A 23,039-nucleotide genomic window follows, 5' to 3' on the forward strand; every position below is an offset into this window, starting at 1 on the left:
AAGGTTAATTACTTTATGATAGCATATATTTCTGAATAGTTAAAAAAATTATTAATCTAGATTTATTACAAAAAAAGCAATCGGATTAGTTCCGATTGCTTTATCCATTATTCATAAAAATTATTTTCGTACAGTTAATTTTCCTGCATAGTTATGTTTTTATGGATATTGACCTGATGCGGGTAGGGGATTTCGATATCATTGGCATCCAGAGCTTCTTTAATGGCTTTACGCAAATGGCGTTCTACTGCCCATTGCTCCCCGCTCTTGGCTTTGGCGATGATCCTCAGTGTGACATCGGATGCACCGAACGCCTGTACACCGATTACATCGGGTCCTTCAACGATCATTTCATTTTCTGCTGCGACCTTTTCACAGGCTGTTTGCAGGACAACAATCGCTTTATCGATGTTTTCATCATAAGATACGCCAATATCCACGAGCGCCTGCATATTTCCGCGTGAATGGTTGCTGACAGTCGTGATGTCCCGATTCGGAATATAATTCAGCGTACCATCGAAACTGCGGAGTTGGGTGGTCCGCAAGCCGACCGATTCCACGATGCCGTCGATGCTTCCGACAGTTACATAATCATTGACATCAATCTGCTTTTCGAGCAACAGGAAAAAACCCGTGACTACATCGCTGACGAGACCCTGAGCCCCGAAGCCGATCGCCAAACCGACAATTCCTGCCCCGGCAATCAGACTCGCTACAGATAAGCCAAATATATTGAATATCGTTGCGACGAGGATAAAGATCAGTGCATAGGAGAAAACATTTTCCGATAAAGTCTGCAGCGTCAATGCCCGGCCTTTTGTGACATCTCCCTTGCCCGTCAATTTAGTGAAAAATCGATTGATCAGTTTGTTTCCGATTGCCCGCACAATAACAAAAGCAATTAAAATACCGATTATTTGCGCCGCAACCAATCCTGCCTTCAACAGCAGGCTTTCCCAATCAAAACTTTCAAAATCAAACAAAAAATCATCCTTTCAATCCATTGCAGTAAAAACTAAAGTTCAAGTTTGCCGCATTTTCTAGACACCTATTCATTTATAACATACATGCATAACCAGTTTCATCCCATAATGGTTCCAGAACTTTCAATCCCACCAGGTTGAAACGGGTACAGGCGCGTTTTCATCCAGTCGAATCGTTTCACCAATTCTGGGAGCCATCAGCTTCACATCACTATCCTTTGCCGCTTTGGACGCCCGTTCTATCGGTTCTGTCCAACCGTGCCGCGCTAGCGTAAAAGCACCCCAGTGGGCTAACATCATCTGCTTGCCTTGTACATCGATATTGGCCTGTACGGATTCTTCCGGAAGCATGTGCGAGTCTGGCCAGCGTTCATCATACTGTCCGCCTTCTATTAAAGCGATATCAAAAGGTCCGTATTTATCACCGATTTCCTTAAAATGCGTACCGTACCCGCCGTCCCCACTCGTATAGAATCGGGTTTGTTCTCCAAGAATGACCCACCCTCCCCAAAGAGTCGAGTTTCGATTCAAAATCCCTCTTCCAGAGAAATGATCAGCTGGCGTTAAAGCCAGCGTCAATCCTTGGAATTCGGTTTCATCCCACCAATTCATTTCGGTAATGTTTTCTTTTGTGACCCCCCACTGGATTAAATGGTTGCCTACTCCATGAGGAGCAAAAAAATGGCTGACCTTGCTCTTCAGTTTTTTTATGGACTGATAATCCAAATGGTCATAATGATCATGCGTAATGAACACTGCATCGATAGGAGGCATTTCGTCTATACTCCCCAGGAAATCTTCACTGTAGCGTTTTGGCCCTATAAAGGAAACAGGGGATGCGGTGGGACCCAGCATGGGATCAACCAGAATTTTTTTATCATCCAGGCTCAGGATAAAGGCTGAATGGCCAAGCCAAGTCAGACTATCTTCACTGCCATTGATTTTATCCCAATCAATTTCAGAGACAGGCAGTTGTCCAGCCGGCTGCTTTTCTTTATCCGTTGTATCGGGTTCCGCAGATGTGGAAGGAATCTCTACGCTGACAGTTTCCATAGTTGAAGGCTGATAGACAAACTTGCCATCTTCATAGTTATCAAAGGTCTTGTATACGTCTTTTTGTTCTTTGCTCGGATTGCTGCCAAAACCGGGATGAATGTTGATAAACAAAATTAAGATCCCTCCCAATGTGCCGATCAGCACCAACATATACAACAGGACTTTTTTGATCTTTCCTTTTTTGCTTTTGGATACAAGCTGTCCATCTCTTTTATTGGATGTTGGATAATCTTCAGAATTCGTCATTATATCTCCCGCCTTACAGCTTGTATTTCGCTTAAGCGTTTTACCATATGGTTGTACTTTATTGAATAGGACTTTTTTTCGCCTGCTTTTCCAGCACTTCCACATAGCCTTCAGAACCGTTAATGCGAATCTTCTGTCCGTCTTTAATGGTCTTCGTGGCGTCCATCACCCCGACCACAGCCGGCAGGCCATATTCCCGGGCTATGACCGCCCCGTGTGTCATCCGGCCGCCCACTTCCGTCACCAACCCTGATAGTGAAATGAATAGCGGAGTCCAACTGGGGTCTGTAAAAGCCGTTACGAGTATATCCCCCCGTTCGATGTGGGCGTCCTCCATTTTCAAGATGACCCTCGCCCGCCCTTCAACGATGCCGGAAGAGACCGCGATGCCTGGAATTGCGCCGCTTGGCAACTTATCCATTTGATAGCTTCCGAAAATCTCTTCTCCTTCTGAAGTCATCAGTCGTGGCGCTTTTAATTTCTCGTAATAGCGGTAGTCCGCTTTCCGCTTTTCAATCACCTGTTGGTCTATGTTCTTGCCGTTGACGGCATCCCGGAATTCCTCAAATGATAAATAATAAACATCCTGCGGCGTTTGGATGCCCCCTTTTTCACAGAGCAGAACAGCTTCTTTCATCAATGCTTGCTTATAAAGAAAATAGCGTTTGATAAAATTGAATTTCGGATATTCACGGTACCCGAGGAAGTTTTGCAGCAAACCAATCATGTGCTTGGTTTGTTTTATTTTTCTCTCGCCCCACGGAAGCTTGGCCAAGCGCTCCAGCAATTCCTGTTCTTTCTGCTTGGCTTTCCGTTTGCCTTCTGCCACTTTGGCTGCATGCGCTTGCGGCTCGAAGTTTTTGATATTGCCCAAGATAACAGGAACCAGAATTGTCGGATCCTCGCTCCACCGCGTTTTCGTAATGTCGATTTCACCCGCACAGCGCATGCCATATTTCTCAAGATACTCCTTCAGAGCTGCACTGACCGCCGCTCCGCCATGCATTTTTTCCAAGTCTTCAAAAAACGTTTCTTTTCGGGGGTGTTCAAAATATGCTTGTACCTCGGGATAATTTCGCACCACATCCGCTACGTCCAGAAGTTCAAGCCCCATTTCGGACGTCACGTTATGGGCCACCGATTGACTAAGGGTGTCTGCGACATTCTTTTCCCCCAGCCATTTTTCCATTTGTTTATTGAGCCAGTTGACCGCATAGATGCCAACCATAATGGCGCCAAAGCTTTCCTGATTGTAAATTTCTTTTTTCAATTGTTCTTGGTCTTCTTCAATAAACTCGAACAATCCATCTCCTGAAACCGTTTGAATGCGCCATTCGAGTGAGCGGATAGAAGCCTCATTATAATTGATGAGCTGACTGGCCAGCCTGCGGTCATTTTTCCGATACAATTTCAGCAGTTCCACCGGAAATCTCCACGTAAAGAGTTCGTTCCCCAATTTATACATGCGCTTTCCTTTCGAGAACGGCGGTTTTCGCTTCATGAAATTGGTCAATGCATCTTTCATCAGCGGATCGTTGCTTCCAAGCGACGACACGATAATCGCCCGCCCAGTAACTGAAGCAAGCTCAGGCGACAAATCCATGAATAGCCGTCCGCCAGCTTGTGTCAAATTGTAATTGGAAAGAAAAACAAAAAACGACATGCCAAGCGGATTGATCGGCTCGGTCATCATCTGCTGGTGCCCGACGGACAGATAGAGGCGATACTTTCCGTCACTCGTTTCCGGCAACGGGTACAAAGTGGTGATCGGCCGGCTTTGCACAATATAGATCGACTCGTCTACCAGGCACCATTCGATGTCCTGAGGCTGTCCGAAATGCGCTTCGATTTTCCGACCTATGCCCTCAAGCGCCAGAATCTGTTCATCCGATAGCGCTTGCTGTTCACGTTGTTCGAGAGGAACCTCCCGTTGTTCCGTTCCACCGCTGTCCGACGGATAAACGGCAAGCTTCTTCACGGAAACCGTCTTTTGGATGATTTGCCTTTCCCGGACTTTGTAATTGTCTGCGGAGACAATGCCTGAGACGAGTGCTTCACCCAAACCGAAACTTGCATCAATCGATACCACTTTGCGGTTGGAAGTGACTGGGTCAGCCGTAAACAGTATTCCCGAAGCTTGAGGAAAAACCATTTGCTGGACGACAACCGATAAATGGACCTTCTGGTGGTCAAAATCGTTTTGGATGCGGTAAACGACTGCCCGTTCCGTAAATAAGGAAGCCCAGCATTTTCGGATATGCCGCAAGAGCTGCTCTTTCCCGTGAATGTTCAAATACGAATCCTGCTGTCCTGCAAAAGACGCCGTCGGCAAATCCTCCGCCGTCGCACTTGACCGGACCGCATAGGTGAACTTGCTTCCCAGCTGTTCAAAAGAGTCGGCGATTTCCTGTTCTATTTCCGCCGGAATTTCCGTGCTTTCGATGGCTTTTCTTAACTTTTCGCTGATCAATCGGATTTCGTCTGCATCTGAGGATTCAAGCGCTGCCAAACGCTCCATTAATTCTGCAGTTTTTGGATTGCCGTTGACCATGCGCTTGTAAGCGGCAGTCGTAATGCAAAATCCTGCCGGCACCCGAATGCCCGGAACTTGCGCCAACTTTGCTAAATTCAAGCCTTTCCCACCCACCAGCAGCAAATCATTTTCTTCCACTTCTTGAAATTCCATCACGTATTTTTGCAAAATGATCATCTCCTTTGCATTTTGCCATCGGTCCCGATTTAACCCCGTTTTACAGTTTACGAAGTAGTTTAAGGCAAAAAAACAAACAACTCGAACTTTTTTGTATGGTTGATTTGACGCAAAAACCAATAAAAAAGGAGTTGTTTGTGTTGAATTAATTTTATCAAAATAGCCTGTCAATTAATAGTTTGTGAACCTTTTCGATATATTTTAATCCCGGCCGTTACCAGAACCATTTCTCTTTTATCGGAATTCTACCGGACTGGCACAAACCCTGTATCCTCCACTAATAGTTGCCCTTCTTCAGAAAGGATCCAGTCAATGAATGGCTGTACGTTGGGATTTTCTGTTCCCGCGGTAATAGCATAAAATTCAGAAGCCAGCGGATAGCTGCCTGAACGGATATTTTTGATGCTCGGTTCAATGCCATCAATGGAAATCAACTTAATTTTCTCATTGCCGACCATCTCGGTGGAATAGTAGCGAAAAGTATAGCCAATTGCATTTTTATAGTTCCGGTAGCTCGCCACTTCCTCTATCATCCCGCCCATCCCTTCAGCTATTTCTTCAGTTTCTGGTTCAGTGATTTTGGTATCTCCCATGAATTTAATGAACATGGTCTGGCTGCCGCTGTCTACAGGCCGCTGGAAAGGACGGATTTCATCATCTTTCCCGCCAAGCGCTTTCCAATTCCCCTGTTCCCCTGAATAGATTTTCCGAATATCTTCACTCGATAAATTATCTACGGGATTGCGGGCATTGACGAAAAAAACAAAGGCTTCACGTCCTATTGGCGTCATTTGCAGTTCAACGCCAGCTTTTTCAGCCGCCTGTATTTGGCCGCTGGAAGGCTCTGCAGCAAAGATTAAATCGACGTTCCCTTCAATGAGACGGCTATAGGCAGATGGAGTTGTCGTAGTAGCGACCGGCCCTTTATAAGGTTCATATACACCTACCGGATAAGTTGCTTCCGCAAATGCTGCAAATAACGGATATAAAGCCGTTGCCCCATCCAGTATCGGCACTTCCCCTTCTATTTGGAAAGAAGCATCCCCTTCCAATCTCGCCAGGTCTTCACTTTCTTTAAATGGCTCATAGGCAAAGAGGTCCACTTCTGTATCGTTCACTTTCTCGAAACTTTCTTTGTAGTAATGAGGAACTGCGAAGGCTGCTCCACCCACTAAAACTAAAGAAATCCAAACAGCCGTTTTTTTGCCGCTTCTGTTTTCTATAATAAAAACAAAGAAAATTATCAGCGCAATGATGATTGCACCAAAGAAGCCAAACAAATGAACATCTCCTGTATTTAAAATATGAAGCGCTCCACCAAAAAATACAAAAAGAATGCCAGCGATGATCAGCATCCCTACTATTGTTTTCCCAAATCCATTCATCTTGCTTCCTCCAATAATGCGTTATTTAACTCAGATTAACTTCGAACTTAAGGTTCGGTTATTCTTTAAATATACCAGTTTATGTAACTAATAAAAGTTATCTTTAACCTTACTGCCTTGCTATGGAATGACTGGTTAAGACAGCTGACCGAAGTTGCAGCAATCAGTCTGTTTTCATATTTAACGACAGCCACTATACAAGATATTGTATCCTCTATAAAATAAGGAAAACGAATAAATGAAGAGGAGACTGTCCAATGTCTAAGACGGCTTTACTAATCATTGATGCCCAAAACGAAATGTTCGACCAGTCGAATCCTGTCCATCAAAGCGGACAATTGCTCGAGAATCTCCAGTCACTGATCAAAAAAGCGCGTTCAGCCGACGTTCCCGTAATTTATGTGCAGCATAACGACCCTGGCCTTGTAAAAGGTACCGACTTCTGGGAAATCCATCCATCAATCACTCCCGAAGAAGAAGATGCCGTTGTCCAGAAATGGACGCCCGATTCCTTTCATGAGACAAAGCTACTGGAGATATTGAAAAATAAAGACATCCAGAACCTTGTAATCGCAGGCAACCAAACTGAGTATTGTATAGATGCAACGACACGCAGCGCCAGCAACCTAGGATTTCACGTGACTCTTGCCAAAGACGCACACGGCACCTGGGATTCTGAAAAGATGAGCGCTGTGCAAATCATCGATCATCATAATGGCCTACTGAGCAATTTTGCCACGTTGCAGGAGACAAACGATATTGAGTTTGTTGAGTAAGACCAAACGAATAGAGTAGGAGTTTTAAAGATACTCTTTCCAGAACTGAATTTTTGGAAGGAGTTTTTCTTCTGTTCTATTCGTTTGATGAATGTATCTTACTTACCAATAAGTTACATTCGTTTAACTAAATTATTTGTCAAATAAGGTTGCTTCGGTCATAGATTCTAAAATTTGATGAGGAATGTCATTACGGACGATGCTTTGAATAAAAGGAGTGTATGGAGAATCTACAAATTGGCCTGTTCTATTGGTTTTTGAGATTTTAAAATTCTCTCTGTCAGAAAGATTCGGTGATAGTGACATTTGGTCAACGAACCTCTTTGTATATCTAACTATGTCTTCAAATCTTCTGGAAGATTTTTCGATCAAGTAAATAAAATTTTCTTGCTTTCGATTATTTTTATTAGTAAAAATCATTACATACCCTATTACCTCTTTTAACCTTCCATCCCAATAGTCATCGAAACTATCCGAATCATTTACTCCAATAATAAAAAAGAATTCAATATTCTCATCCTTGTACAACCGAGAAAAAGAATAACTTTCAAATTCAGCCACTTGTCATTACCCCTTTTGAAATTCAGCCATTCTGTATTTTATCGAATGTAACTTAACTGCACATAAGTTACATTCGATTCCTCTAATTCATTGGTTATTTCTGTTTAGCTCAGCTGCCCATTCTTTAAACCATTCAGGTGGTAATTCCAATTTCGACAAATCCATCTTAAACAGTTCTTTGTGGGAATAGAACTCGTACCAATGCAAATCCCACTGCGCCTCAATATCCCGTGCAATATGAAAAGCTAGTTGATCCTGATCGCCTAAATCTTCTTCATCCCAAGCCATCGTTAAATTATCGCACCACATACAGAAGTCTACTTGGCTGAATTGATTTTCTTCTCTGCAGACTACATTTAAAAGAGCCTTGAGATTTTCATATGAATAAGGACGCTTGATGCTGGTCTTATTCCAACTCCATTCCACACCATAGCCCTCCTCTGTTGAAATGGTATTATCTGCGTATTTATTTTTAATTTTTTACTAATAATACCATATAATAAAGCTGGAAAATATAATCGAAGAAAGATCATCAGAATATAACCGTTCATAAAATAATTCTATACGAACAACAATACGCTGAATGATTTTATAAAATCTTAAAATCCGTCAGTTCCTTATGGCCCTTCAACAAATCCAGAAATGCAGAAAGGGCTTTTGTTCGGAACGGAGATCTTGTCACAATTGAAAAGTCTCTTGTATAAGGCAATCCTTCTACATCCACTACCTTTAAGTCTCCGTAGTGCAGTTCTTTTTTTATCGCCCATTCCGATACCAGGCTGATGCCCATACCCGCCTCGACCATGGCTTTGATTGGTTGTGTGCTGCTGAAATGCATCAGGGACTTGGGTTCTATTGAAAATTGCTTAAAGACATTTTCTGACGCCTCCCTTGTGCCGGAGCCAAGCTCCCTCAATATCCAGGTTTCTTCAATCAGCTCTTCCACTTTTATAGGCTTAACGCGTTGAACCAATGGATGGTCGGCGGATGCGACTACGACCATTCTGTCTTCTGCGAACGGCTCGGTCTTCAATTCCTGCACACCTTTAAAATGTCCTTCCACGATGCCGACATCCAATTGGTGACTGAGCACAAGGCCGGCAATGGTAGTGGTGTTGCCGATCGTGACAGTCGGTTTGATGTCCGGAAATTGCTCTTTCGCTTCTGCGATTATTTGCGGCAGCAGGTACTCCCCGAATGTGTAGCTTGCTCCGATGGCGATCGAACCGCTCGCTTTATTGGTCAGGTCATCGAGAAGGTGGTTCATTTTTGCGTAAAGTTCTTTGATTTCAATGGCATGGTGATAGACAATTTCCCCTGCTTTGTTCAAGCGTACATATTTATTGGTCCGCTCCAGCAATTGGACACCCGTGCTTTCTTCCAAAGACCGGATATACTGACTGACGGCAGGTTGTGTCATATGGAGTTCTTCCGCTGCTTTAGAAAAGTTTCTCTTTTCGATTACTTTCAGAAATACTTCCAGGCGCTGATCCATTTTCTTCCTCCTTCTGTATATGCTTTTACTTATCATAACTATATTAGATACTTATTTTACTAATGTATAGCATTTTTCTATACTTGTTGCAGGAGGTCTTCCCATGTCTGCAAATACCCATAAACCTACCCATTCCAATTCCAAATGGACTTCACCGGCCACAGCCTGGATCGGCGGCGTTCTTTTTACATTTCTATTGGCTTTTCTTGGCTACCTGTTAGCTCAGGTGCCTGGCTTCGACCAGGTTGGGCAACTTGCCTGTGCCATCATCCTCGCGGTTTTTTACCGGCAGATTTTCGGCTATCCAAATGCCGTCCGCTCGGGCATCACCTTTTCCTCAAAGCGTCTGTTGCGAGTCGCCATCATTCTTTACGGACTGAAATTGAATATCGATACCGTCTTAAGTGACGGACTGGGGTTATTGCTGCGGGACATGGTCGTCATCGCCTTCGCTATCCTGCTGACGGTGTGGCTGGCGAAACGCTTTAAAGCTGATAAGACCATCTCTCTCCTGCTCGGTGTCGGGACTGGGGTATGCGGAGCGGCAGCGATTGCCGCAATCGCCCCGATCATCAAAGCAAAAGACGAAGACACAGCCATCGGCGTCGGCATCATCGCCCTGGTTGGAACAGTCTTCGCCATCTCCTACACTATTCTTCGCCCGTTTTTGCCGCTTGACGACATCGAATACGGCATGTGGGTCGGCATCAGTCTCCATGAAATCGCCCATGTGGCGTTAGCCGGAGCACCGGCTGGAGAAGACGGCCTGGCAATGGCCTTGTTAGGGAAATTGGGCCGCGTCTTTCTGCTTGTTCCACTTTGCTTTATCTTCATTTTTCTGATGAAGCGTAAAAACAAAGATCAGAAAACAGAAACTGCAATTGAATTCCCGTGGTTTCTTGCAGGTTTTATCTTGTTGAGTGTGTTGGGCAGCTATGTCTTCGGCCACTCAGTTCCATTTCCGGATGCCTGGCGTGACTTTGTTTCGACATTGACTACATGGCTCCTGACGGCTGCGATGGTCGGACTCGGCTTGACTGTCAGCTTGCGGGATTTGCGCGAACGCGCCATGTTGCCGCTTGCTGCGATGACGATCACTTCCATTCTGCTGTCAGTCATTGCGTATTTCGCGGTTTAGATTTAGTTGCTTTATGATATCAAAAGACGAAAAACCGTTTGCATGTACACACGGTTTTTCGTCTTTTGTAGTTAGATACTATGTACATACCGTTCACCAATAAATCTCATTCATTAAGTTTTTTCCAGTCTATATCTTCTCTTTTACCATTAGATTTAATGCAACAAAGCTCGGAAAGGGACTTGCGTTAATCGAATGGATAAGTATATCTATTCAACTTATTATTAATAGGTATTTAGACTTTATCTTACTAAACAACAAATATTCACTAATAACTAGTAATTATTCGAAAAAATTACTATACAAACACATTAATAATCAGCTATAATAATTTCAGTTTGATGAATAGAAATTGAAAGAAAGGAACAATTATCCAAGTCGTTTTATTATTCAAAGTTTATCAAAAAACAGCACTCATTATATTTAGATCGGGGATACTTCATTGACAATCAAAAAATTCTTTTATACAGCAGCTGCTGTAGTAGTTGCAGCCATGACCATCGCTTCACCTGCATCCGCTTCTTCTCTCCACCCTTTTACTGATGTCGGAGACCGTTACGAAGAAGCAGTAGAGTTCTTCTATATCACAGAACTTATAAATGGGAAAACCACAACAAAGTTCGGTACAAATGAGCCATTAACACGCGGCGATGCTGCGGTCATTTTAGCGAATACGTTATTTTTGGATACCGATACCGCTAAAGATGCAGGCTTCAAAGATTTGAATACCCGTGTTCGTGGATCTGTAAATGCTCTTGCTGAAGTCGGCATAGTTTCAGGCGTAACAAAAACTGAGTTCCAGCCGGGCGCTCCATTAAGCCGTGGTGCAATGGCGAAATTCCTGTCAGTGGCATTTGAATTGGAAGAGTATCAGCAAACGACTCCATTTTCTGATGTTGGCGGAGTCTTCAAACCGTATATCGAAGCATTATATGGCGCAGGGATCACTTCAGGTAAAACGCCTACTTCATATGGAACCTATACCAATATTACACGCGGAGAATATGCCAACCTGTTGTACAAAACAATCGATACAACAACAGATTGGTTCTATTACCCGGAAGCTTCAAGTGTAAAAGTGGTTTCAGCCACTTCTACTGCAATTACATTGACAGAACCCGCTTTGGCTGATTACAATGCGACAGAAATAGCTGATTTCTTCAGCTTCATGGTTGAGTTGGAAGACGGTACTGAAATTCCAGTAAAACCTACTTCGTTCAAATTGTCACCGGACCGCCAATTACTGACGATCGAACATACCAAACAAAACTTAACTGGTAAAGCAGGCAACTTTATTGTTGATGATTATGAGACAATGGTCAAGTCAGCATTTAACTTCAAATAATTGCAGAGTATAGGATTTTCAATCAAAAACCCTGAATGGTTTTCACGCAACAGTGATCCCATTCAGGGTTTTCTAATTTACTTATGTCCAGTACGTTCTGCTCATTTACACTGCACTATCCATTCTTCACGCAATATCCCCATCTTAATGGCATCATAATATTCACCTTCTACCATACGCGCTTTTCGGATGCGGGCTTCCTCTTTCATTCCGAGCCTTTGAGCGACTTTCATCATCCGGTCATTTCCCGACCAAGTGGACATGCCAAGCCGATGCAGATCGGTGAATTCAAACAGAAAATCAATCCATAGCCGGTATGCTTCCGTTCCATATCCACCATTCCAGTACGCAGTGTCATAAATGACGATGCCTGTTTCCAGCCAGCTTGTGTTTTGGTCCACCCAATAAGCGCCGACGTAACCGATAGTTTTTTCATCAGCTGTTATGATGAGTGACGCGGGCACTCCGCTTGCGATCGACTCCTCTTCCAGCCATTTTTCCCGGTGCTGTTCTTTGTTCAGCCGCGTTTCCGGAATATAGGGTCCGTTCCATTTTTTTGCTTCCTGCCGCTTTTCCTCAAAGCGCCAATAATAAAGTTCGTCCAGCTGGGCCGTTGATGCTTGTGTCAATCTAATCTTATCTCCAATGATGTTAACCATGATGAGCTGCTTCCCTTCCTAATCGCTTTCTACCTCTGTTTCAAGCCGTTTCTTCAAGGCAATCAATTCAAATCGTGCAACAGAATTATTGTCCGGGTATTCCAATAAGACATTATTGAAAACCTTTTCCTGCTGGATTTAAACAGTGACTTTTACCGGCACCTGCTTTTCTGGCCAGTTCACCAGAAAAATTCCAGCGAAGATTAAACTGCCACCGACCAATAAAGGCAAGCCGAGCTGCTCTCCTAGCACCAACCAACCTGATAGGATGCCGAACAAAGGAGCCAAAAACAGAAAAGCGCTGACCTTTCCAGAATCGCCTTTTTGCAGCAAATAGAACCACACGGTAAATTGGATGATAGAGGCAGGGATGGATAGCCATAAAAGAATCGAAATGGAGTTGGAATTGATGACAAGACGGGAAGTTTCAAGTAAAGCCGAGCCGACAAGCAAAATGAGGCCACCGAAAAACATCTGGTAAGCAGTCAGCACCCATATATCGAACAACTTGCCCCATTTTTTGATCAAAAGCGTTCCGGCAGCCCAAAAAACGGCGCTCAAAAATCCCAGAAACGTGCCGATTTCAATCGCCAAATGGCTTCCCATCGCAATGAAAACACCGATAAAGCCGATCAGCACCCCCGTCCACTGGACCATCCGGTAGCGGACACCCATCACCAATGTCCCAAAAATTACGACCAGCAAAGGATTCATGAAAGTTAAAATGGCCGATTCGCCGGACGTAATGGTACGCAAGCTTAAAAAAATCGCTCCCATGACGCCAGCCGTTTGAACAGCGCCAATCAGTATCACTTTCCCCCATTCGCCTCGGTGTGCGAGCTGCTTCCTTTTGAACATTCGGACGAAAAACAACATGATGCTCCCGGCAATTACGAAGCGCAATCCTGCTAACAACAACGGCGATATGTAAACTAACCCCATTTTAGCCACCACAAAGGAAGACCCCATCAAGCCGGTCGTCAATATGACCAAAAATGAGAAAATCAGTTTCTCCTTCATTTGCCACTCTCCTTTACCTATAGCTTCTCTGAACTTATCGGGCTGCTGTTTTTCTCTGTTTTGTTGACAGAAAGCGGCTCTCTTCCAACAATTCCCTCCCAATATTTCCAAGCCTGAAGATATGCATGGAAGTTCTCTGGATGGTGTTTCACACAAATCGCTAAGCGCTGGTACAAGCCGATCAGTACTTCCTTGTATAGCTGCTGCCTGTCGGGCAGTGGCAAGGTGAAAACTTCGAAAGCAGCGTCCAGCGCTTCTTTTGTCAGTTCATGCGGCGTCGAAAAGAATGCATAGATCAAATCATCATGCGGCCACCCAAGTACCGGCGTCGGATCGATGACACCTGCGAGCCTTTTTTCATGAAGGATGAAGTTATGGACACCGCAATCGCCGTGGATTAAATAAGGAATAGATTTAGGCGAATTTTGCGTTAGGTCTCTTGTCGATGGTGATACAATACTCAAATCTTTCTTTTTTAGGTAGGCGTTCAGAACTTCTTCAGAAGCCTTCACTCTTTCCATCAAGAATTGTTGCCAGGATCTCACGGGCGCATCCTGCCATCCCCAGCCTTTACCCGAATATACAGGCAGATACTGATTGATCAATCCGCTGACAAGCGCTTGGAGAAGCTCTTTTTTATTACCGCCAGACCCATTGTCCGTGGAACCTGGAATATAGGTATAGGCTATGAATCGATATACGGGATCAACCGCCACAAGTCGCGGCAAAAGTGAAAGGAAAGGATAAAACGAAAGAAATTCCGCTTCTGATTTGGTTACTTTTTCTTCATTTATTTTGACAACGACCGGCATGCCTATTTCCAACCGCAAAAGATAGACTTCACTCATTGTCCCGCCGCTCATAGCTGTGCATTTCCAGTCGGCAGAAGGAAGGATTTTTTCTTCTGTCAAATAGGCCAATACTGTAGAAATTTCCATTACGAGCCTCCGGTCGTTTTCCTAATTGGAATAATTATACCATTATCTCCTGCTCTCAATTTGCACTAATTCATTTATTCATCCCTGTACCCTGCTGACAGTGAAAGACGAAATGTGCAGTTTCTATGAAGTTTATTGTGCTTTATCGATGGTATACAGATAGAAAGAACCCATTTATATGTAAATAATCTGGAAAAGGAGGAAAACACCTGATGAATCCTTATTTGAAATTTGGCATTATGATCGGAACTTCCACATTTTTGATGTACTGGTTGATGTATTTGAATGTTTTTCAAGTTGATCACGTGACGTTTAGTGAGACGAGAGTCTACATGGCCTTGATCATGGGATCCATCATGGCGGTCGTCATGATGTTATTCATGTGGCCCATGTACAAAAACAAAAAAATCAACACTGCGATTCTCGCAGGAAGCGCGGTCGTTTTCGCCCTTTCTTTGTGGCTTGTCCGCAGCCAGGTGCTGATTGAAGACACGGGTTGGATGAAAGCGATGATCCCACATCATTCGATTGCCATTCTGACAAGTGAAAGAGCGGATATTTCAGATCCCCGTGTACGCGAACTAGCAGATCAGATTATCGAAGCGCAACGGGAGGAAATCGCCGAAATGAAAAGGCTGATTGAAGATCTTGAAGATGAGGAGTAACTTCAGTTGATGAGAACAAAAAAAGTCAGGGGCAAGGATGCTCCTGACTTTTTTGTGCAGATAATTTTTCTCATGCATTCGTTAAAATTCTATGTAAAACGGATGGGCCATATCATTCAGACAATATTCAATTCTTTGCCGGAAATTCTTCCAGGTCACCAGTTCCAATGCTAGTGCCACTGGAAAATAGGCAACTTCCAAGCTTTCAGCAGACGTCGTTTCGATGCCTCCGATAGGTTTCGCCAAAAAGAGCGTATTGCAGATGGAATCTTCGACATTTTGAAAAACCCCACAAAATTTCACTACTTCAATCTCTATACCTGTTTCTTCTTTTACTTCCCGCACTGCAGCCTCTTTCAAAGATTCCCCTTCCTCCACTTGTCCTCCTGGCATTTCCCATCCTCTGCGCGGACCTTTAATCAGCAAAATTTCACCTTGATCGTTGAGGACAATAGCTGCCGCAGAAAGGATGTGCTTTGGAGGTGAAGGAGCTGGATATGTTTTTTGGTGTTGCGGCATCAAAAAAACCACTCCCTTATTTCAGCTTCTATACTGTTCCATTTTCCCAATCAATTCTCTTACTGCATTTTTATAGAGACTAAAGCGCTCCCATACTACCGGGACAACCAACTTTTTTTCATTCATTTCTTCCCATTCTGCCAGTGTAACGAATTTCGCGCCGCATACTTCTCCTGCCTGCAATCTTAAATCCGCCAGTTCGAAGTTCTTCGGACTTTTCCACAGATAACTGTCCAAGAAATAAGCATTTTTCTTTAAGCTCCCGAGAAGATGCAGTTCCTGGGGATTTGCACAGAGTCCGGTTTTCTCTTTAAGCTCCCGGACCGCTCCAACAAGACTGGTTTCTCCAGCGGTCACCGATCCGCCTGTACACTCCCACAGCAAAGGGTGGGTCTTGACCCGATCTCTTTGCGTAATCAATAGTTTGCCATCTTCGTTGAAAGTGAAGATTTCCACCACTAGGTGGTATTCGCCTGGCAGCATCGCCTGACCTCGTACATGTTGTTTGCCAAGGGGGGTTCTTGTTCGATCGAATACATCCCAAACTTCCATTCAGTCAATCTCCTTATCTCAATTACTGTCCAGGAACCTCGATTCCGGTAGTGCATTGGCGACAAAAAGAAGAGATTGAGCTGCACCGGCAACCGCCTCTCTCTTTTTTATGCATTAGTTTTTACAGGTTCTTGCGGACGTTTCAATTCCCGATCTTCAAGAGTCCATCGGCAACGCTTTAATTTCCCTCATCGGTCTCGCTTACTTCAATAGATATGATAAGAGTCAGGATTGCCGTTACGATAAGCACTAAAGACATAATTACCAGCATGAGAATCTCCTCCAGACTGAGTTATTTTCTGTCCCTGCTCTTGGAGCCAGCATCAACAGAACCTGATTTTTATCATCCAATCCAGCTCCCGTCAAATGCAGGATACATTAACTGAATTGTCCGTACTATTCACACCTTCATTATAGACCATTTTGGCCTGCAGATTCTTGACCTGCATCAAGAATTTTAAATAAAAGAAAAAACTGTCAAGCCAACAGAGAAATCCGTGTCTTTATCTAACTTGAAAGATTGTTTTTTTTTTGCTGGACATTTTTCCAGCTGCAGGTTTTTTTCCTTGATGCAGCTCAAGGATTTTCACATTCAGTTCCTTTACGATAAAGAACTAGAAAGATCTTCAGCCAATTAGAAAGTGGGCTAGCAATCGTCTATCGGGAAATACGCCGATAAGTCTTCTAAATTATCTGAATATTTGTTACCATAAAGATAATTATGTTTTGTATAGTTTTTAGCAACAAAAAGCCTATTTTCCAGCTTATGAAATATTCGTTATGAAAAACAAGGAAAGGAGGATTTTAATATGAAGAATACGGCTTCTACAAATAAGAACCACAAAGGCCGCAAAAAATATGATGAAACTTCTTTGAGTGGCACGTTTGTTTCCGTCATGATCATAGCTGTCTTCATGATTCTCTCCTGGTTCAGTGTTTTCCTTTTATTTTTAGAACGCAATTAAAAGCATTTTCCAGCAAAGAAATCAGAAAGGGGTTTGTCATTCATGCATATTCATCGTTATGAAAAACTTTGGTTGATTATCGGTTCTCTCATTCTCCTAGTCTTCCTGGCAATTTTAGCAATCCAAACCTTTTATCTCGAAATGGGGCCGCCAAGCCATGCTGAGATGATGGATCCACAAGAGGTACGGGAATCTGAACTCTTCGCAGATGCCGAACTGACAGAAATTGGCGATAACGAATACGAAATCGCCATCGTTGCCGAAATGTTTGCTTTTCAGCCCGGAGATCTGGAAATCCCAGCCGGTGCAACTGTCCACTTCACATTGGCTTCTCCTGACGTGACCCATGGCTTTAAAATCACCGACACCAACGTCAATGTGATGGTCGTTCCGGGACATATCTCGAAAGTCAGCCATACCTTCCACGAAGCGGGAGAATACTTGATTTTGTGCAATGAATACTGCGGACTGGGACACGAGTTCATGGCAAATACCATTACCGTCAATTGAGCTGCTGGCTGATCTGCACCAGCCGCTATTTTCACCATAATCATACGAATAGAAAGTAGGGAAAAAAATGACGCACATAACTGACGTACCAATCCGCCATAAAGGGAAAGCAGTTACGGCAGGTGCCATCGCTGGGATTTCAAAAAGGGATTCCCGCTTGTCCATCGCCAATTTATCGATTGCCTTTATCGCCTTAGTCATCGGCGGTGCTGCCGGTTTGTTGCAGGGCTTTGTCCGAAGCGGTTTTTTGGAACTTCCTTCCTGGATCAGCTATTATGCTTTGCTGACAGCTCACGGCGTCTTGCTGGTGCTGGTGTTAAGCTCTTTCTTCAGTATTGGCTATCTATATGCTGGAACATCGCGGGTACTGGGTGGCCTCGCAGATAAAACAGTGGCTTTCGGATGGGCTGGCTTTGGATTGATGACAGCCGGAACTGTAATTGCCGCATTTTTCATCCTTTCGGGAGATGCCAATGTGCTCTACACATTCTATACACCCATGCAGGCAAATCCTTGGTTTTATGTAGGCCTGGCCTTGCTGGTTGTTGGAATCCTGCTAAATTGTGTGGGTATGTTCATCACCTACCAGAGCTGGAGAAAGCGGAATCCCGGTGAATTGACGCCGCTTTTTGCATTTTTCTCCAATGCCGTTTTTGTTCTTTGGGTCTTTGCGTCCCTCTTCATCGCTGTGTTTGTGGTGGGGATGGTTATCCCTTGGGCGTTTGGCTGGGTCCCGACAATCGATCCCATGATCGGGCGCACCATGTTTTGGGCTTTCGGCCATACGCTCGTTAATATTTGGATGCTGACTTCCATTTCCGCCTGGTATGTCTCAATGCCAAAAATTATCGGTGGGAAGGTGTTCAGTGATTCGCTTGCCCGAGTCGCCGTGGTCATTCTGGTGGTCGCCAACGTACCCGGTGGCTTCCATCACCAGATTCTTGATCCAGGATTGTCCGTGGAATTGAAATTCCTGCATGTCATCCAAACGTTCATGATCATCTTCCCATCCCTTATGACAGCCTTTGCGATGCTTGCTACAATGGAGCGTGCCGGCAGAACAAAAGGAGTCACAAGTTTATTGGGCTGGTGGAAAATCCTCCCTTGGTCCGATGCTCGTTTCTTCGCTTTGATTGTCGCCATGTTGGCATACATTCCGGCTGGACTGGGCGGAATCATCAATGCCAGCAATCAGGTCAATCAAGTTGTCCACAACTCGATCTGGGTCACCGGACACCTGCATTTGACTGTGGGGACGACGGTTATGCTGACGTTTTTCGGAATTTCCTATTGGCTGATTCCTTATCTATCTGGAAGAAAAATGACGAAAACCATCAATCGTTTAGCTCTTGCCCAAACAGTTGTCTGGGCAAGCGGAATGCTTCTGATGTCCGGTGCGATGCATTTTAATGGACTGCTTGGAAGCCCGCGCCGGACGGCAAACACAACATATAACGGACACAGTGCCGCATCGGATTGGGCGCTGTATGAAATGTTGATGGCTATGGGTGGCGTCATCCTGTTTATCGGCATCCTCTTGCTGGTATACATCTGGATCCAACTTGCCTTTATCGCACCAAAAGGAGACACGGATTTTCCGATTGGCGAAGATTACAACAAAAAAGATGCATCCCCGTTGTTCATGGACCGTTGGGCAATCTGGGTTGCTCTGGCGACACTTTCCATCGCCATCGCTTACGTGATCCCGTTACTGGACTTTGCTTCAGGACATTCACCGGGATCTCCACCATTTTTGATGCCATAACGTTTCAAATTAGAAAGAGGGCGATAGAAGTCTGATGAATACAGACTTCTATCGCCCTCTTTCCTATTGCTGCGAAAATTCAATTCGTACGGGTTCAAACCTGAAGCGGATAAAAGGTCGGCTTTTCAACATCCCGGACAACAGAATTTAACGAAAAACACGGTACCTTCTTCATTCGACTGTACATTGATTTTAGCATGATGGCGAGCGGCAATTGCATAAGAGACGCCCAGCCCCAGGCCGGTGCCATTATCTTTCGTGGTATAGAAAGGAGTGCCGATTTTCTTCAGGACTTCTGTGTCCATCCCTGCGCCTTGATCGCGGATTTCCAGTACGACAGTGTCTTTCTCTTCAATATAGGTGCGAATCGACAGCATCTTGCCCGGCTGCATCGCTTCCAAGCCATTTCTGCACAGGTTGATGAGCAATTGACGGATTTCATCCCGGTTCAAGAACATTTCGGGTATCTCCTGCGTCTCGAATTCGATGATTTTGTTTTGGTTGAAGGTATCGATTTCCAATAGAGGTGCGATATCATAGATGATGGCATTTAAATCCTGCATCTTCAATTCCGATGAACGCGTATTTCCCATCGAGAGAAATTCTGAAATGATGGAGTTGGCGCGATCCAATTCATCAATCATGAGCTCGAAGTAAGTAGCGTATTTCTTCAATCCCTGATCATTTGTAAGCAATTGAAGGAAGCCCCGGACCGTGGTCATTGGATTACGGATTTCATGGCTGATTCCCGCAGCCATCTGGCCGATCAATTCAAGATTCGATAAGCGTTTCAGTTCATTTTCATAGTTCTTTTTTTCTGTGGTGTTTTTGCAAAGGCAACAGATGCCATCGTCAAAAGGATAGGCGACCACTTCAAAGCAACAGCCCTCCGCTGATGAAACTTCAAAATGCACAGGAACCCGCTCCGACATCGCCCGGTAAAGCTCACCATGCAGAACGGGATTGAGTGTATCCGAATACACATCCCATATGCTTTGCCCCAACACGTTCTCGGATACTTTTCCTTTTGGTAGATACTGATGCTGGTTGATGTAGATGAATTCCCAGTTCTTGTTCAGCGCGAAGAAACCATCCGTTATGCTTTCGATGACGCTGGTGACTTTGTCGTTGGCAGTCGCCAATTCATTTGTACGTCTTTTCACACGCAATTCCAGTTGATCCATATACGTTAAATTTGAATAGCTGAGGGCTGTCGCATCAACAATGGAATGCGCCAGGTGGACCTGGGATTTTTCGTCCGACTGGAGGGTCTCCATTAAACAGGCAATGGCAATAAACCCGAAAACTTCTCCTTTCGAAATCATCGGAATCAGCAGCAGTCGGCATCTTTCCTCACTCGGTATAAACTTGACTGTTCTGTTGATCATCACTTCATGGATAATGTTTTCAGTGCTTTGATTCGCCTGGATATCCTTCAGTGCATTCTTCCATTCATCTTCTGTCCATTCAGACTCCTTGCTCATTCCTTTAAAACTGAGGACATTTTCTTTCTTCGGATCACTGAGAAAGGCAGCAACATTCGTGCAGTCCACGGTTTTGCCCAAATAATAAAAACAAGTATCCAAGGTTTCCTGGATGGTTGAGCACATGGACAATTCGCGGTTGGCATCGAGCAACAGCTGCTTTTCTGCAAGCAAATGCTCTTTCTGCTTTAAGTTATTGGCGTTTTGAATAGCGACCGCTGCCATATTGACATATGCTTCTACACTTTGTATCTGCAGTTCTGTAATGTCCATGGGTTTTCCACAATCGAATAGAAAGACCAGTCCAAAGAGATGCTCCTCATAAATGATTGGGAGCCCGAGCAGTGAATGGATATTGAATGCAGCGACAGCTGACGGGTCGGGTCGTTTATCCCTCGATGTATCGGGAATATAAATCGTCTGCTTCGTAGTTAAGATGTCTTTAGCGAAGCGATCTGTTTCACTATTGATTTTCTGGGAAGAGATGGCGTGCCCGTTGATGAAATCAGGTTTTCCGGCTACCGCCCTGAAATGGCCATCTTCATCAGGCAGATAGATACCGACAGAATCGCATTGAACGATCTCTTCGGAGATTGCAACCGTGACATGCTTTAATACTTCATGCAGTTCCAACTTCGTATTGATGATTTTCGTCAGTTCTGCCAGTCTTGAATATCTACTTTGTTCTTTTAACATAGTCATACGCTCCGCTCTTGATCCTTACGAAATAGTAACGATGATTTTGGAGATTTTTTTTATTTCATGAGGATATGATGTCAGTAGCTTACCATAAATTATTTTGCTTTGGCTGAAATTTTTCACTTAGCGGCTTTGCTTATCTTTTTCCGGAAACAATATGCTGAAGTTGACGAGAGAAGGATTTAGGGTCCTTATGTTGATTTACGCTGGCAAAATAACGTGGTAAAATCTCCCGATCAGTACTCCCTTGCCCCATTGGTAGTCTCACCTGCCTGCTTTAATTGGAAGCTACTTTTATTTCATTATAAACAAAAGAACCGGTTTTTTCGGCACATTCAATTATTTTATACAGTTCAGGTAATTCCCGCCTAGGTTTACTTAAAGCCTTTTCGATATGGGACATATGTCCTTTTCGGTTTTTTAATCTTCTCTTACTGTAAAATGAAAGAAAGGTGTGTGATCTGGATGAGAGGAATCTTTTTTGCCCTGGCAGGCGGCTTTTTCCTGACCTTCCAGAGTGTTGCAAATGCCACAATCAGTACTGGCATCGGTACCTGGCAGGCAGCGACGATGACACAGTTCACCGGCTTTGTGCTGGCGCTGTTGATTGTTGTTATGCTGGGGGACCGTTCGTACCTCAATTTAAAAACAGTACCGCCTCTTTACGCATCCGGTGGAATGCTGGCAGCGGTCGTCCTTTACAGCAACATGACAGCGGTCCACCGGATGGGCGTGACGCTGACCATCGGCATCTTCCTGATTGCCCAGTTGGTTGCGGCAGTCATGATCGACAGTAAAGGCTGGTTCGACATGGCCAAGCAACGGATCGGGCGGACACAGATTGCCGGTCTGTTGCTGATGATTGCAGGAGTCATTGTTCTGAAATGGTGAGGAGGGTGGAAATGGAATTGACAAGCAAGGATTATCTATCCCAATACGGACTGGCGGATTTGTTTCCGGAGCGTGTCCAACAGGTGATGCAGCTGGAAAGTTTAGCAGGTGGAGACCGTTTGCTGTCTCAAGGAGATGATTCCGGCACACTCTACCTGTTAGTTAAAGGAAAACTGAAGATATCCATGCTGTCTCCCGAAGGAAAGCGTTTAATTTTAGCGTTTAAAAATCCTTTTGATTTGGTGGGCGATATCGAATTCATCCAGCAGTGTTCGCTGATCAATACCGTAGAAGCCGTCACAACGACACGGGTCATCCGGATTCCATACGAAGTCTTGCAAAAAGAGATGGCAGACAATCCCGTGTGGCTTAATTTCCTCCTCGAAACCGTAACCCAGAAATTCAAGATGAAATCGCATGCCATGAACTTCAACCTGCTTTATCCAGTGGATGTTCGGCTGGCGAGCTACCTGTTGTCCATGACACCAACACAACCGAAACTCGACTCCACTTCCCTCCTCGATATGGCTGACTTGATCGGCACCAGCTATCGGCATTTGAATCGTGTGCTTAAGCAATTCGAACAAGCTGGATGGATCATTAAAAAACGTGGAAAAATCACCATTCTTGACCGTTCTTCCCTGCTCACTCAAGCCGGTCAAAATATTTACGAATAG

Annotated in this window: 22 protein-coding genes; 9 read left to right on the forward strand and 13 right to left on the reverse strand. The window is 44.3% G+C overall.

All coding sequences use genetic code 11. The features are described from left to right. Nucleotides 1–134 precede the first annotated feature (134 nt). The 4 genes from K8U60_RS11745 to K8U60_RS11760 form a co-directional block, all read right to left on the reverse strand. Nucleotides 135–983 carry a mechanosensitive ion channel family protein gene (locus tag K8U60_RS11745; protein ID WP_223639093.1) on the reverse strand — a complete coding sequence of 283 codons (849 nt, stop codon included), beginning with the start codon at nucleotides 981–983 and terminating at the stop codon, nucleotides 135–137. Nucleotides 984–1,106: 123 nt separating this feature from the next. Next, nucleotides 1,107–2,189, reverse strand: coding sequence for an MBL fold metallo-hydrolase (locus K8U60_RS11750; RefSeq protein ID WP_411730365.1), 1,083 nt, complete (start codon nucleotides 2,187–2,189; stop codon nucleotides 1,107–1,109). A gap of 154 nt (nucleotides 2,190–2,343) precedes the next feature. After that, nucleotides 2,344–4,986 carry a phosphoenolpyruvate synthase gene (gene ppsA / locus K8U60_RS11755; protein ID WP_223639097.1) on the reverse strand — a complete coding sequence of 881 codons (2,643 nt, stop codon included), beginning with the start codon at nucleotides 4,984–4,986 and terminating at the stop codon, nucleotides 2,344–2,346. Nucleotides 4,987–5,240: 254 nt separating this feature from the next. Next, nucleotides 5,241–6,380, reverse strand: coding sequence for a PstS family phosphate ABC transporter substrate-binding protein (locus tag K8U60_RS11760; RefSeq protein WP_223639100.1), 1,140 nt, complete (start codon nucleotides 6,378–6,380; stop codon nucleotides 5,241–5,243). Nucleotides 6,381–6,637: 257 nt separating this feature from the next. Between K8U60_RS11760 and K8U60_RS11765 the strand changes: the two genes are divergently transcribed. Beyond that, nucleotides 6,638–7,156 carry a cysteine hydrolase family protein gene (locus K8U60_RS11765; protein WP_223639103.1) on the forward strand — a complete coding sequence of 173 codons (519 nt, stop codon included), beginning with the start codon at nucleotides 6,638–6,640 and terminating at the stop codon, nucleotides 7,154–7,156. A gap of 132 nt (nucleotides 7,157–7,288) precedes the next feature. On the opposite strand, the gene K8U60_RS11770 is transcribed toward K8U60_RS11765, so the two are convergent. The 3 genes from K8U60_RS11770 to K8U60_RS11780 all read right to left on the reverse strand — a co-directional run bounded on the left by K8U60_RS11770 (nucleotide 7,289) and on the right by K8U60_RS11780 (nucleotide 9,212). Beyond that, nucleotides 7,289–7,717, reverse strand: a complete 429-nt coding sequence (locus tag K8U60_RS11770; protein ID WP_223639107.1) for a hypothetical protein — start codon at nucleotides 7,715–7,717, stop codon at nucleotides 7,289–7,291. 87 nt (nucleotides 7,718–7,804) lie between these two features. Continuing rightward, complete coding sequence (locus K8U60_RS11775) at nucleotides 7,805–8,143, reverse strand: hypothetical protein (RefSeq protein ID WP_223639110.1); 339 nt, start codon at nucleotides 8,141–8,143, stop codon at nucleotides 7,805–7,807. 163 nt (nucleotides 8,144–8,306) lie between these two features. Then, a complete protein-coding gene (locus tag K8U60_RS11780) occupies nucleotides 8,307–9,212 on the reverse strand; it encodes a LysR family transcriptional regulator (RefSeq protein WP_223639113.1) in 906 nt (301 codons plus the stop codon). Between the two features lie 103 nt (nucleotides 9,213–9,315). Here K8U60_RS11780 and K8U60_RS11785 point away from each other — a divergent pair, with 103 nt between their 5' ends. Next, the gene (locus K8U60_RS11785) at nucleotides 9,316–10,350 is read left to right on the forward strand and encodes a YeiH family protein (RefSeq protein WP_223639116.1); all 1,035 of its coding nucleotides are present in this window, start codon (nucleotides 9,316–9,318) and stop codon (nucleotides 10,348–10,350) included. Nucleotides 10,351–10,792: 442 nt separating this feature from the next. Further along, entirely contained in the window at nucleotides 10,793–11,695 is a 903-nt protein-coding gene (locus tag K8U60_RS11790) for an S-layer homology domain-containing protein (RefSeq protein WP_223639119.1), read from the forward strand. A gap of 101 nt (nucleotides 11,696–11,796) precedes the next feature. Here K8U60_RS11790 and K8U60_RS11795 read toward each other — a convergent pair whose 3' ends face one another. From K8U60_RS11795 to K8U60_RS11805, 3 genes are all read right to left on the reverse strand, one after another. Further along, the gene (locus tag K8U60_RS11795) at nucleotides 11,797–12,354 is read right to left on the reverse strand and encodes a GNAT family N-acetyltransferase (RefSeq protein ID WP_223639121.1); all 558 of its coding nucleotides are present in this window, start codon (nucleotides 12,352–12,354) and stop codon (nucleotides 11,797–11,799) included. A gap of 138 nt (nucleotides 12,355–12,492) precedes the next feature. Next, the gene (locus K8U60_RS11800; RefSeq protein WP_223639123.1) at nucleotides 12,493–13,374 is read right to left on the reverse strand and encodes a DMT family transporter; all 882 of its coding nucleotides are present in this window, start codon (nucleotides 13,372–13,374) and stop codon (nucleotides 12,493–12,495) included. Between the two features lie 17 nt (nucleotides 13,375–13,391). After that, nucleotides 13,392–14,312, reverse strand: a complete 921-nt coding sequence (locus K8U60_RS11805) for an aminoglycoside phosphotransferase family protein (RefSeq protein ID WP_223639126.1) — start codon at nucleotides 14,310–14,312, stop codon at nucleotides 13,392–13,394. A 212-nt stretch (nucleotides 14,313–14,524) separates the two neighbouring features. On the opposite strand from K8U60_RS11805, the gene K8U60_RS11810 reads away from it, so the two are divergent. Next, nucleotides 14,525–14,977 carry a DUF305 domain-containing protein gene (locus K8U60_RS11810; RefSeq protein WP_223639129.1) on the forward strand — a complete coding sequence of 151 codons (453 nt, stop codon included), beginning with the start codon at nucleotides 14,525–14,527 and terminating at the stop codon, nucleotides 14,975–14,977. A gap of 81 nt (nucleotides 14,978–15,058) precedes the next feature. Here the strand turns inward: K8U60_RS11810 and K8U60_RS11815 are convergent, their stop codons facing one another. Both K8U60_RS11815 and K8U60_RS11820 read right to left on the reverse strand, forming a co-directional pair. Further along, on the reverse strand, nucleotides 15,059–15,496 hold the full coding sequence (locus K8U60_RS11815) for an NUDIX hydrolase (RefSeq protein WP_223639381.1): 438 nt from the start codon (nucleotides 15,494–15,496) through the stop codon (nucleotides 15,059–15,061). Between the two features lie 21 nt (nucleotides 15,497–15,517). Then, nucleotides 15,518–16,048 (reverse strand): NUDIX hydrolase, encoded by a 531-nt coding sequence (locus K8U60_RS11820; RefSeq protein ID WP_223639132.1) that lies wholly within the window; start codon nucleotides 16,046–16,048, stop codon nucleotides 15,518–15,520. A gap of 809 nt (nucleotides 16,049–16,857) precedes the next feature. Here K8U60_RS11820 and K8U60_RS11825 point away from each other — a divergent pair. The 3 genes from K8U60_RS11825 (at nucleotide 16,858) to K8U60_RS11835 (ending at nucleotide 19,288) form a co-directional block, all read left to right on the forward strand. After that, the gene (locus tag K8U60_RS11825) at nucleotides 16,858–17,013 is read left to right on the forward strand and encodes a cytochrome c oxidase subunit 2A (RefSeq protein WP_223639134.1); all 156 of its coding nucleotides are present in this window, start codon (nucleotides 16,858–16,860) and stop codon (nucleotides 17,011–17,013) included. Nucleotides 17,014–17,055: 42 nt separating this feature from the next. Continuing rightward, on the forward strand, nucleotides 17,056–17,523 hold the full coding sequence (locus tag K8U60_RS11830; RefSeq protein WP_223639137.1) for a cytochrome c oxidase subunit II: 468 nt from the start codon (nucleotides 17,056–17,058) through the stop codon (nucleotides 17,521–17,523). A gap of 67 nt (nucleotides 17,524–17,590) precedes the next feature. Then, complete coding sequence (locus tag K8U60_RS11835) at nucleotides 17,591–19,288, forward strand: cbb3-type cytochrome c oxidase subunit I (protein WP_223639140.1); 1,698 nt, start codon at nucleotides 17,591–17,593, stop codon at nucleotides 19,286–19,288. A 125-nt stretch (nucleotides 19,289–19,413) separates the two neighbouring features. On the opposite strand, the gene K8U60_RS11840 is transcribed toward K8U60_RS11835, so the two are convergent. Further along, on the reverse strand, nucleotides 19,414–21,468 hold the full coding sequence (locus K8U60_RS11840) for a GAF domain-containing sensor histidine kinase (RefSeq protein ID WP_223639384.1): 2,055 nt from the start codon (nucleotides 21,466–21,468) through the stop codon (nucleotides 19,414–19,416). A gap of 468 nt (nucleotides 21,469–21,936) precedes the next feature. Here K8U60_RS11840 and K8U60_RS11845 point away from each other — a divergent pair, with 468 nt between their 5' ends. Beyond that, a complete protein-coding gene (locus tag K8U60_RS11845; RefSeq protein WP_223639158.1) occupies nucleotides 21,937–22,362 on the forward strand; it encodes a DMT family transporter in 426 nt (141 codons plus the stop codon). Nucleotides 22,363–22,373: 11 nt separating this feature from the next. After that, the gene (locus tag K8U60_RS11850) at nucleotides 22,374–23,039 is read left to right on the forward strand and encodes a Crp/Fnr family transcriptional regulator (RefSeq protein WP_223639161.1); all 666 of its coding nucleotides are present in this window, start codon (nucleotides 22,374–22,376) and stop codon (nucleotides 23,037–23,039) included.

This window comes from Planococcus circulans (assembly GCF_020023385.1).
GTDB lineage: Bacteria > Bacillota > Bacilli > Bacillales_A > Planococcaceae > Planococcus.

Excerpts from the sequence above, each read along its gene's own strand:
- K8U60_RS11750 (WP_411730365.1), bottom strand. The coding sequence starts at position 2,189 with ATGTTGGTGCTGATCGGCACATTGGGAGGGATCTTAATTTTGTTTATC.
- K8U60_RS11760 (WP_223639100.1), bottom strand. The coding sequence starts at position 6,380 with ATGAATGGATTTGGGAAAACAATAGTAGGGATGCTGATCATCGCTGGC.
- K8U60_RS11765 (WP_223639103.1), top strand. The coding sequence starts at position 6,638 with ATGTCTAAGACGGCTTTACTAATCATTGATGCCCAAAACGAAATGTTC.
- K8U60_RS11780 (WP_223639113.1), bottom strand. The coding sequence starts at position 9,212 with ATGGATCAGCGCCTGGAAGTATTTCTGAAAGTAATCGAAAAGAGAAAC.
- K8U60_RS11785 (WP_223639116.1), top strand. The coding sequence starts at position 9,316 with ATGTCTGCAAATACCCATAAACCTACCCATTCCAATTCCAAATGGACT.
- K8U60_RS11795 (WP_223639121.1), bottom strand. The coding sequence starts at position 12,354 with ATGGTTAACATCATTGGAGATAAGATTAGATTGACACAAGCATCAACG.
- K8U60_RS11800 (WP_223639123.1), bottom strand. The coding sequence starts at position 13,374 with ATGAAGGAGAAACTGATTTTCTCATTTTTGGTCATATTGACGACCGGC.
- K8U60_RS11805 (WP_223639126.1), bottom strand. The coding sequence starts at position 14,312 with ATGGAAATTTCTACAGTATTGGCCTATTTGACAGAAGAAAAAATCCTT.
- K8U60_RS11810 (WP_223639129.1), top strand. The coding sequence starts at position 14,525 with ATGAATCCTTATTTGAAATTTGGCATTATGATCGGAACTTCCACATTT.
- K8U60_RS11815 (WP_223639381.1), bottom strand. The coding sequence starts at position 15,496 with ATGCCGCAACACCAAAAAACATATCCAGCTCCTTCACCTCCAAAGCAC.
- K8U60_RS11820 (WP_223639132.1), bottom strand. The coding sequence starts at position 16,048 with ATGGAAGTTTGGGATGTATTCGATCGAACAAGAACCCCCCTTGGCAAA.
- K8U60_RS11825 (WP_223639134.1), top strand. The coding sequence starts at position 16,858 with ATGAAGAATACGGCTTCTACAAATAAGAACCACAAAGGCCGCAAAAAA.
- K8U60_RS11830 (WP_223639137.1), top strand. The coding sequence starts at position 17,056 with ATGCATATTCATCGTTATGAAAAACTTTGGTTGATTATCGGTTCTCTC.
- K8U60_RS11835 (WP_223639140.1), top strand. The coding sequence starts at position 17,591 with ATGACGCACATAACTGACGTACCAATCCGCCATAAAGGGAAAGCAGTT.
- K8U60_RS11840 (WP_223639384.1), bottom strand. The coding sequence starts at position 21,468 with ATGTTAAAAGAACAAAGTAGATATTCAAGACTGGCAGAACTGACGAAA.
- K8U60_RS11845 (WP_223639158.1), top strand. The coding sequence starts at position 21,937 with ATGAGAGGAATCTTTTTTGCCCTGGCAGGCGGCTTTTTCCTGACCTTC.
- K8U60_RS11850 (WP_223639161.1), top strand. The coding sequence starts at position 22,374 with ATGGAATTGACAAGCAAGGATTATCTATCCCAATACGGACTGGCGGAT.